The sequence below is a fragment of the Mesorhizobium sp. M7A.F.Ca.AU.001.01.1.1 genome (assembly GCF_004022735.1).
Classification (GTDB): Bacteria; Pseudomonadota; Alphaproteobacteria; order Rhizobiales; family Rhizobiaceae; genus Mesorhizobium; species Mesorhizobium ciceri.
In genome coordinates this window covers 1-7,840 of the sequence record NZ_RZPF01000259.1, presented here as the reverse complement: position 1 = coordinate 7,840, position 7,840 = coordinate 1, and the positions used below count along the sequence as shown (strand labels likewise).

Sequence of the window (7,840 nt, the reverse complement as noted above, 5' to 3'; positions counted from 1 at the left end):
CCAGAACGAACTCACGCCCATCATCACCAACCCGTCCGAAAGAATGCCGATGACGAAGGCGCCGACGATGGTGCCGCCGATCGTGCCGCGGCCGCCCGACATCGAGGTGCCGCCGAGCACTGCCGCCGCAATGGCGTTGAGCTCGAAGCTTTCGCCCGTCGCCGGATGCGAGGCCATCAGCTCGGACGAGATGATCAGGCCGACGATCGCCGCGCAGAAACCGGAGAACATATAGACGAACATCTTGACCATGTTGACCCGGACGCCCGAAATCCGCGACGCCCGTTCATTGCCGCCGACGGCGAAGATATGGCGACCGAGTGGCGTGTACTTGGCGAGATAGGCGGCTCCCAGTGCAACGACGATGAGGATCCAGATCGCCACCGGCAGGCCAAGCAGCCGACCGGCCCCGAGGAAGCCGAAGCCGGTGGTGCCAAGCTCCGGCTTGCCGACGAGGTTGGGAAAGGTGCGGCCATCCGACGACAGCAGCGCCAGGCCGCGCGCGACATAGAGCACGCCGAGCGTGGCGATGAACGGCGCGACGTTTAGCCTGGTGATCAGCAAGCCGTTGACGGCGCCGATCAATATGCCGACGGCAAGCGTGATCAGCGCGATCTCAAAGACGTTGAAATAGATGGTGTAGCCGATCTGCAGGTCGATGCCGTTGAGCACGAGATACCCGGCCACCATACCGCACAGGCCGACGATCGAACCGACCGAAAGGTCGATGCCGCCGGTGATAATGACGAAGGTCATGCCCATCGCCAGGAACGCATTCAGCGCCACGTGCTTCGACATCAGGATCAGATTGGCGGTCGACAGGAAATTAGGCGCCGCGATCGAAAAGAAGATCAAGACGGCGATGAGCGCGATGAAGGTTCTCGCCTTCATCAGCGTCAGCAGCAGCGAGCCGCTCGAGACGGAGGGGACAGCCGCCTTGGCCGGGATGTCAGTCATGGGCGGTTTTCTCCGTGTGCGGGGTCGGCCCGTGGCCAAGTGCCGAGGCGGAGACAAGGGCTGCCTCCGTCGCCTCGGAGCGATCGAACATGCCCGTCAGTTTTCCGTTGCTCATCACCGCAATGCGGTCTGACAGCGCCATCACCTCATCGAGATCCGAGGTGGCGAAGAGAATGCCCAATCCATCGCGCGACAGTTTGCGCATGGTGCGGAAGACGTCGGCCTTGGCGCCGACATCGATGCCTCGGCTGGGCTCGTCCATCAGCAGCACCTTGGGCCCGGTGAGCAGCGCCTTGCCGATCACCACCTTCTGCTGGTTGCCGCCCGACAGCGACGACACCTCTTGCGCCGGGTCGGCGACCCTGATCGCCAACTCCCGCACCACCTGCGTCACCGCCTGCCTTTCGTCAGCGCCACGGATGTGGAACAGGCGGGCAAAGCGCGACAGGCTGGCCAGCGTCAAATTGCTGGCGACCGAAAGGATCGAGACAAGCCCTTCGCGCTGGCGATCCTCGGGGATCAGCGCCAGCCCGCGCCGGATGCGCCGCGTCGTATCGCGCTCCTTGACCTTTCTACCGCCAATGAAGATGTCGCCGGTCGAATGGCCGTGGCGGCCCATGATGCAGTCGAACAGTTCGCTGCGCCCGGCGCCCATCAAGCCGTATATGCCGAGGATCTCGCCGGCACGCAGCGACAACGACACATGGTCGACGGCAAGTCCGCCGGTGGCACGAGGCAGGCAGATCTCCCGGCACGAAAAATCTCTTCGCCCGGAAGATGGCCGTCGGCCTTGGCGAAGTCCTTGGCGTCGGAGCCGATCATCTGGCGAACGATCCACTGCGTGTCGACGTTCTTCATCTCTTCCTGGCCGGTGATGCGGCCGTCACGCAGCACGGTGATGTAGTCGCCGATGCGGATCAGCTCTTCGAGCCGGTGCGAAATGTAGACGATCGCCACGCCGCGCGCCTTGAGGTCGGCGATCACCTTGAACAGGATCTCGACTTCCGCAGCACTCAGCGCCGAGGTCGGCTCGTCCATGATCAGGATGCGTGCATCGAGCGAAACCGCCTTGGCGATCTCGACCAGCTGCTGCTGGCCGATGCGCAGATCCTCGACCAGCATGTCGGGCCGGATGCCGGCCTGTAGGCGTTCCAGAAATTCCGCAGCGCGGTTTTCCTGTTGCGCGTGGTCGATTTTGCCGAAGCGGTTGGTGATTTCTCGGGTGGCGAAAATATTCTCGGCGACGCTCATATTGCCGAACAGGTTCAGCTCCTGGAACACCATGCCGATGCCACGGTTCACCGCGTCACCGGATGACGAGAAGGAAACCTCTTCGCCTTCCAGCAGGATGCGGCCGGCGGTCGGCCGTTCGACACCGGCGATGATCTTCATCAGCGTCGACTTGCCGGCGCCGTTCTCGCCGACCAGCACGTTGACCGCGCCCTTGCGCACCTCGAAATTGGCGCGCTTGACCGCAACGGTGCCGGAATAGACCTTGGAGACGTCCTCGAGCTTCAGAATGATTTCGCGCTCCGCGATCGCGCTCATGGCTTCGGCCCGATCTCTGCCTCCGCCGGCGTCACCAGCGGCAGGTCCTGGCCGCTCCCCAGCGTATAGGCGCCGAGCACCTTGGCACTGCGGCCTTCCAGCGCCTCGCGCGGCAGCTTGGAAAGCACCGTCTTGTCGGCATAAGCGTTGAAAGCCTTGCCGAACTGGGCGAAGTCGATCTGGTTGGTGAAGTCGTTGAACTGGATGAAGTCCAGGCTGTCGCGCAGCGCGGTACCGCGCACCGCCGGTCCGATCTGCACCCGTGCATCGGCTTTGCCGTCGCCGTCGACATCGACGTCGACCGTTGCCGCACGCGACTGTGTGTTGGCCGCGATAATCTTGCCTTCCAGCCGAACCGCGAAAGTCCAAGGCGAATTCGCCTGCTTGTTCGGATTGCCGTATTTGGCGCCGGCAGCCGCTGGGTCGGTTGTCGCCAGTGTGTGAACCTGCGCAAACGGTCCGGCTTTCTGCTGGAGATAGGGCACGACCTTTGCCGCCCATATCTCTTCGACCATCTTGTCTGGATTGAAGGTGGCAGCGTTGTTGCCGTCGTCCGATTTCGTCGGCAGGATCTTGCAGGCGGTCAGGCTGATGCCGACCATCACGGTAAGGATCGGCCAGTTCGGCTTGGTGTTCAGCATGGCGGCCTGTCGTTCAGCATCGTGGGCGGCCCACGGAAAATGGCGGCGAGGGGCGATCCTGGGTTCGCCCCTCGCTATTCAAATCACGCTGGCTCAGTTCGTCAGCGCGAAGGTCTCCAGCTTGGCGGCATTGTCGCCATTGACCAGAACGCAGTCCATCAATTGCTTTTCCTTGGCCGGCGACTTCTTGTTCTTGATGAAGTCGTTGGCCTGCTCGACCGCCATCTGCGCCTGCGCGAAGGCGGGCTGCAGCACCGTTGCCTTGATGCCGCCCGAGGTGATGGAGTCGCGAACATCGTTCGATCCGTCGAAGCCGACGACGATGACATCCTTGCGGTTCGCCGCGGCAAGTGCCGCATAGGCGCCCATCGCCATCGTATCGTTGCCGGAGATCACGCCCTTGATGTCGGGGTTGGCCTGCAGGATCGATTCCATCTTGGAATAGGCTTCCGTCTGGCTCCAGTTGGCCGACTGCTGGGCGACCATCTTCAGGTCCGGATAGTCGTCGATGACGTCGTGATAACCCTTGGAACGAATGCCGGCATTGGTGTCGGATTCCTTGCCGACCAGCTCGACGAAATTGCCCTTCTCGCCCATCAGCTTGACGAATTCCTGCGCGCCGAGCTGGGCGCCCTGGTAGTTATTGGAGACGATCTGCGCGACGGCGACGCCGGTGGCGTTGATCTCGCGGTCGATCAGGAAGGACGGAATGCCTGCGTCCTTGGCCTTCTGTACCGCGGCGACGGTGGCGTCGGCGCCGGCATTGTCGAGGATGATCGCCTTGGCGCCGCGGCCGATCGCGGTGTCGATCAGCTCGGACTGCTTGTTGGCGTCGTCGTCATGGACCAGCACCAGCGCCTCGTAGCCGAGTTCCTTGGCCTTGGCTTCGGCGCCGACGGCTTCCGCCTTGAAGAACGGATTGTCGTGCGAGGGCGTGATGATGGCAATGAGATCCGCCGCATAGGCGGGCACGGCCGTGCCAAGCGCCAGCATGCCGGCGAAAGCCGCAAGCGTCATTCTGCGTGTAAGTTTCATGAAGTCCTCCCGTTTGAAAAATTGCCTTGGTTACCGAAAGCATCTGTCGGCATCCGAATTCGTCAGGCGGCGCGGGCGGCGGATCGCTTCGGGGCTAAAGAGCCGTTTGCCGGCTTCCCTCCACGGATCGTTGCTCCCCAGCCATCCTCCACTCGCCCACCGTACTCCTGCCAAAACCCTGTCGATCCGAGCCATGAACAGCTAAGCCAACTGGTATGATGAGTCAACCACGAATTCAGGTGATATGTACCTGATGAGCTACGATGCCGAGCGTCGGCAACGGTACGGCGACGTCGCGGCGGCAGCGCCTCTCCTCTTCAGGTGATACGCTGAATGCTGGCGGCGATCTCTTCCGGCTCGAACACGCGCTTCCAGTCGTCCCGCATCAGCACCGGCTTGCCGAACTCGATCGCCTTGTTGCAGGCATCCGAGAAAACGCCCTTGGTCTCGCCGAAAATGACGGCGCCCAGCACGTTCATATGGCCGAGCAGGAAGTCGAGCGCCGCCTGCTGGTCGACGCCGCGTGCCACGACCTCGTCGACGGCTTCCTTCATGACCACCAGCAGCGAGGCGCACACCGTCTCCGAAAGCCCGGGTTCCAGCAGCGCCATCTGTTCGACGCTGACGCGGTGCGAACGCATGACCGGCGCCCAGATGATCTTCGCGATCGCCTCGCCCTTGGCGTAATCCTCTTCCGGCCCCTGCATCAAGGCGCTGACCATATGCTGCTTGGCCTTGACGCCGCCGAAATAGTCCTTCTTTGCCGCCATATCTGTTTCGTCGTTGAAGATCGGCGGATGGCAGGGGTGGGTGACGAAATAGGTGAGGTCCGGTCGATTCGGCAGGTGGCCGGCGAAGGGTGCCGCCGCGTCGAGCACCACCACCATGGTGCCCGGCGCCAGCTTGCTCTCGATGCTGGTCGCCACCTTGCCGATATGCGTGTCGGGAACGGCCAGGATCACCACATCGGCGCCCTTGAGCGCTTCGTCGGCGCTGACAGTATCGAAACCCAGCCCGGTCTTCAGCCGTTCGCGGCCGGCATCGCTGACCTCGACATGGCGTATTGTGTAGGGCGACCCGCGAAAATTGGTCGACAGGCGGTAGCCCATTTTCCCACCGGCACCGAACAGCGCAATCGTTGTCATTTGGTCACTACTCCTGATCTCAGCGGACGGTATCGCCCGTCGTCAACTGATCAACTGGTATAATCACGCTACCACATTTTGGCAATCCGATAATGACAATGAGGATGCGGGTCATGTGCTTCGCCGCGTCATCGGCTGCCGCCCTCGCAAGCTCAAGCACGAGAACCATGGATGACGCGCTCGGGATATGATCTCTAGATCACCAGAAGAAGCCCGCGCTTGCCCGCTGAGTGCGCATGAGCGCTGCTCTGCCATCCCCAGAAATAGGAGGCATGTGATAGGGGTCGGAGGTCGGGCCGGGCGCTACTTCAAAAGATCGACCAGCATGTCGAAAGCCGCATCGATATCGCCGCGAACCGCCGCCTGAACTGCCTGCTCGTCCCGGTCGCGCAGGGCCGCAAACATCTGTTGATGGTATGTGTTCGCGGTCGAGTAGGATCCATGCAGCATATTGAAATAGGGGCTGATCTGCAGCCATAGATCCTTGATGATCTTGAGCAGGGTTTCGGATCCCGCTGCTCGGTAGATTGCGAAGTGGAAGGTATAATTCGCCCTGAGATAGGCCTTTACGTCGTCCGCGCCATTCGCGCGTTCCAGTGAGTCCAGATCGCGCGCGAAAATCGCAAGATCCGCATCACTGCGGTTCTGTGAGGCCCAGCCGGCGGCGATGGCCTCTATCTCAAAACGTACATTTCGCAAATCGGTGAGCCGCTCGCGGCTGAGCGCCGGAATACCAATGGAGCGCCCGGATACTACCGTCAGCGCGTTGGCTGCCGTCAGGCGCCGCAGCGCTTCCCTGACCGGCATCGGACTGACGCCAAAGGCGTCGGCGAGGCTCTGAACCGTGACCATCTCGCCCGGCACGATGCTGCCGTCGAGAATCAGTTCGGTGACCTGGTTGTAGACCCGGTCCTGCAGAGTTTCCTTGGACAGTGGAATGATCTCGACACCAGGCTTCCTGAACGCCGATCCAGCCATCTCCGGTCAACCTTCCCGCCCATGGGCGACACTATTGCTTGTGCCGGAATGCAAGGTTCGTGGTGCCACGTCAAGCGGCCGACATAGCCCGTTTTGATATAAACGATTTCATCATTGATATTTGATCAAATCATGATACGGTCGCTGGCATCGAATGACAAGGGTTTACGTTTTGTGCCCTTGGGAGGCATTTGGTCGTTCTGTTTGGGAGGAGTTCCACATGGGTATCGGATCGAAAGTCCGGCGGCTCGCGCTGCTGGCCGGCATGGCTGCGTGCGCCTTCGGCCTGTCCGCCGCGCAGGCCGCCGAGAAGCACAAGATCTTTCTCAGCATGAGCTACATCGGCAATGATTGGCAGGCGGAGGCGGCCAATATGGTCAAGGCCATGGCCGCTCATAAGAGCCTGGCCGACAAGGTCGACCTGCAGGTCCAGGTCGCTGGCCCCAACGCGCAACGCCAGATTCAGCAGATCAACGCAATGGTGCAAAGCGGCGCCGAAGCCATTGTCGTGTATCCGATCTCGCCGACCGCGCTCAACCAGGTCGTCAAGAATGCCTGCGACAAGGGCGTGAAGGTCTTTGCGTACGACGCCGAGATCACCGAGCCTTGTGCCTACAACGTCCACATAGACCAGCTGGAAGCGGGCAGGGTGACCGCCGAATGGCTGGTCAAGAAGCTCAATGGCAAGGGCAACATCATCGCCATCACGGGCGTCCCGGGAACATCCGTTGACGATCAGCGGACAAAGGCCGCCAAGGAAGTCTTCGCCAAGTATCCTGATATCAAGATCGTCGGCGAGGCTGTCGGCATGTGGAGCCAGGCGGTCGCCCGCACCGAACTTTCGAAAATCCTGGCCACCCGCAATTGGGACGACATCAACGGACTGTGGATGCAGGTCGGCTGCTTCACCGCCAACTCGATGCAGCTCGAGGCTGGCAAGAAGACCAGCGAACTCCTGCCTTGCGCCGGCGAAGGTTCCAATGGCGGCCGCATCCAGATGCTGCCGGAGGGCACCGAAGTCGAAGGTGCCGCTCCTCCTTATGCACCGGCGGGCGCACAACGCATTTCCTATGCCTCGCCGCCTTATTCGGGTGCGCTGGCGCTGAAGCTTGCCGTCGAGGCGATCGAAGGCAAGGACGTGCCGAAGACCACCATCCTGCCGCTGCCGGTCGTTACCAATGAGACGATCAAGCTGTGCGACGAAGGCACATGGGCGGAGATGAAGGCCGGCTGCAACGCCTTCAAGCCGTCGCTGGTCTCCAATCCGGGCTGGTTTGCCTCGATCTTCTCGGACCAGACACCCGAGGTCGGCCTTAATGCTGCCCTCGTCGGACAACCGGAGAACTAAGCCTCCCAAGGCCCGTGTGACGATGCACGGACAACTGTCCGTGCGTCGTCAATCCATGCCAAGCCGGCGATCGAGGACAATGACAGAACACTCCGAGCTCCCCGCCGTCGAGATCGACGGCATCAGCAAGGCGTTCGGCCCGACCGTCGCGCTGGACGGCGTGTCGTTTGCGATCGCGCCCGGCAGCG

General features: G+C 61.8%; 6 protein-coding genes and 1 pseudogene. 1 reads left to right on the top strand and 6 read right to left on the bottom strand.

What is annotated here, in order from left to right; all coding sequences use genetic code 11:
• From EN884_RS17300 to EN884_RS17270, 6 genes and pseudogenes are all read right to left on the bottom strand, one after another.
• Positions 1-957, bottom strand: a 957-nt coding sequence (locus tag EN884_RS17300) for an ABC transporter permease (RefSeq protein WP_164895031.1), incomplete at its 3' end; no start/stop codon positions are given.
• Positions 950-2,505: pseudogene (locus EN884_RS17295) on the bottom strand (sugar ABC transporter ATP-binding protein). The gene EN884_RS17300 and the pseudogene EN884_RS17295, both read right to left, overlap by 8 nt.
• A complete protein-coding gene (locus EN884_RS17290; protein WP_027163941.1) occupies positions 2,502-3,146 on the bottom strand; it encodes a DUF2291 family protein in 645 nt (214 codons plus the stop codon). Before EN884_RS17290 ends, EN884_RS17295 begins: the two are co-directional and overlap by 4 nt.
• Positions 3,147-3,239: 93 nt before the next feature.
• Positions 3,240-4,181 carry a D-ribose ABC transporter substrate-binding protein gene (locus EN884_RS17285; protein WP_024502459.1) on the bottom strand — a complete coding sequence of 314 codons (942 nt, stop codon included), beginning with the start codon at positions 4,179-4,181 and terminating at the stop codon, positions 3,240-3,242.
• A 317-nt stretch (positions 4,182-4,498) separates the two neighbouring features.
• Positions 4,499-5,326: a phosphogluconate dehydrogenase C-terminal domain-containing protein gene (locus tag EN884_RS17280; RefSeq protein WP_063167523.1), complete on the bottom strand. Its 828-nt coding sequence runs from the start codon at positions 5,324-5,326 to the stop codon at positions 4,499-4,501.
• A gap of 303 nt (positions 5,327-5,629) precedes the next feature.
• Positions 5,630-6,304: a GntR family transcriptional regulator gene (locus EN884_RS17270; protein WP_013533053.1), complete on the bottom strand. Its 675-nt coding sequence runs from the start codon at positions 6,302-6,304 to the stop codon at positions 5,630-5,632.
• Between the two features lie 220 nt (positions 6,305-6,524).
• Between EN884_RS17270 and EN884_RS17265 the strand changes: the two genes are divergently transcribed.
• Positions 6,525-7,652, top strand: coding sequence for a sugar ABC transporter substrate-binding protein (locus EN884_RS17265; protein ID WP_013533052.1), 1,128 nt, complete (start codon positions 6,525-6,527; stop codon positions 7,650-7,652).
• Positions 7,653-7,840 lie beyond the last annotated feature (188 nt).

What these genes read in the sequence shown, in the direction of transcription:
- EN884_RS17290 (WP_027163941.1), bottom strand. Translation starts at nt 3,146, where the DNA reads ATGCTGAACACCAAGCCGAACTGGCCGATCCTTACCGTGATGGTCGGC.
- EN884_RS17285 (WP_024502459.1), bottom strand. Translation starts at nt 4,181, where the DNA reads ATGAAACTTACACGCAGAATGACGCTTGCGGCTTTCGCCGGCATGCTG.
- EN884_RS17280 (WP_063167523.1), bottom strand. Translation starts at nt 5,326, where the DNA reads ATGACAACGATTGCGCTGTTCGGTGCCGGTGGGAAAATGGGCTACCGC.
- EN884_RS17270 (WP_013533053.1), bottom strand. Translation starts at nt 6,304, where the DNA reads ATGGCTGGATCGGCGTTCAGGAAGCCTGGTGTCGAGATCATTCCACTG.
- EN884_RS17265 (WP_013533052.1), top strand. Translation starts at nt 6,525, where the DNA reads ATGGGTATCGGATCGAAAGTCCGGCGGCTCGCGCTGCTGGCCGGCATG.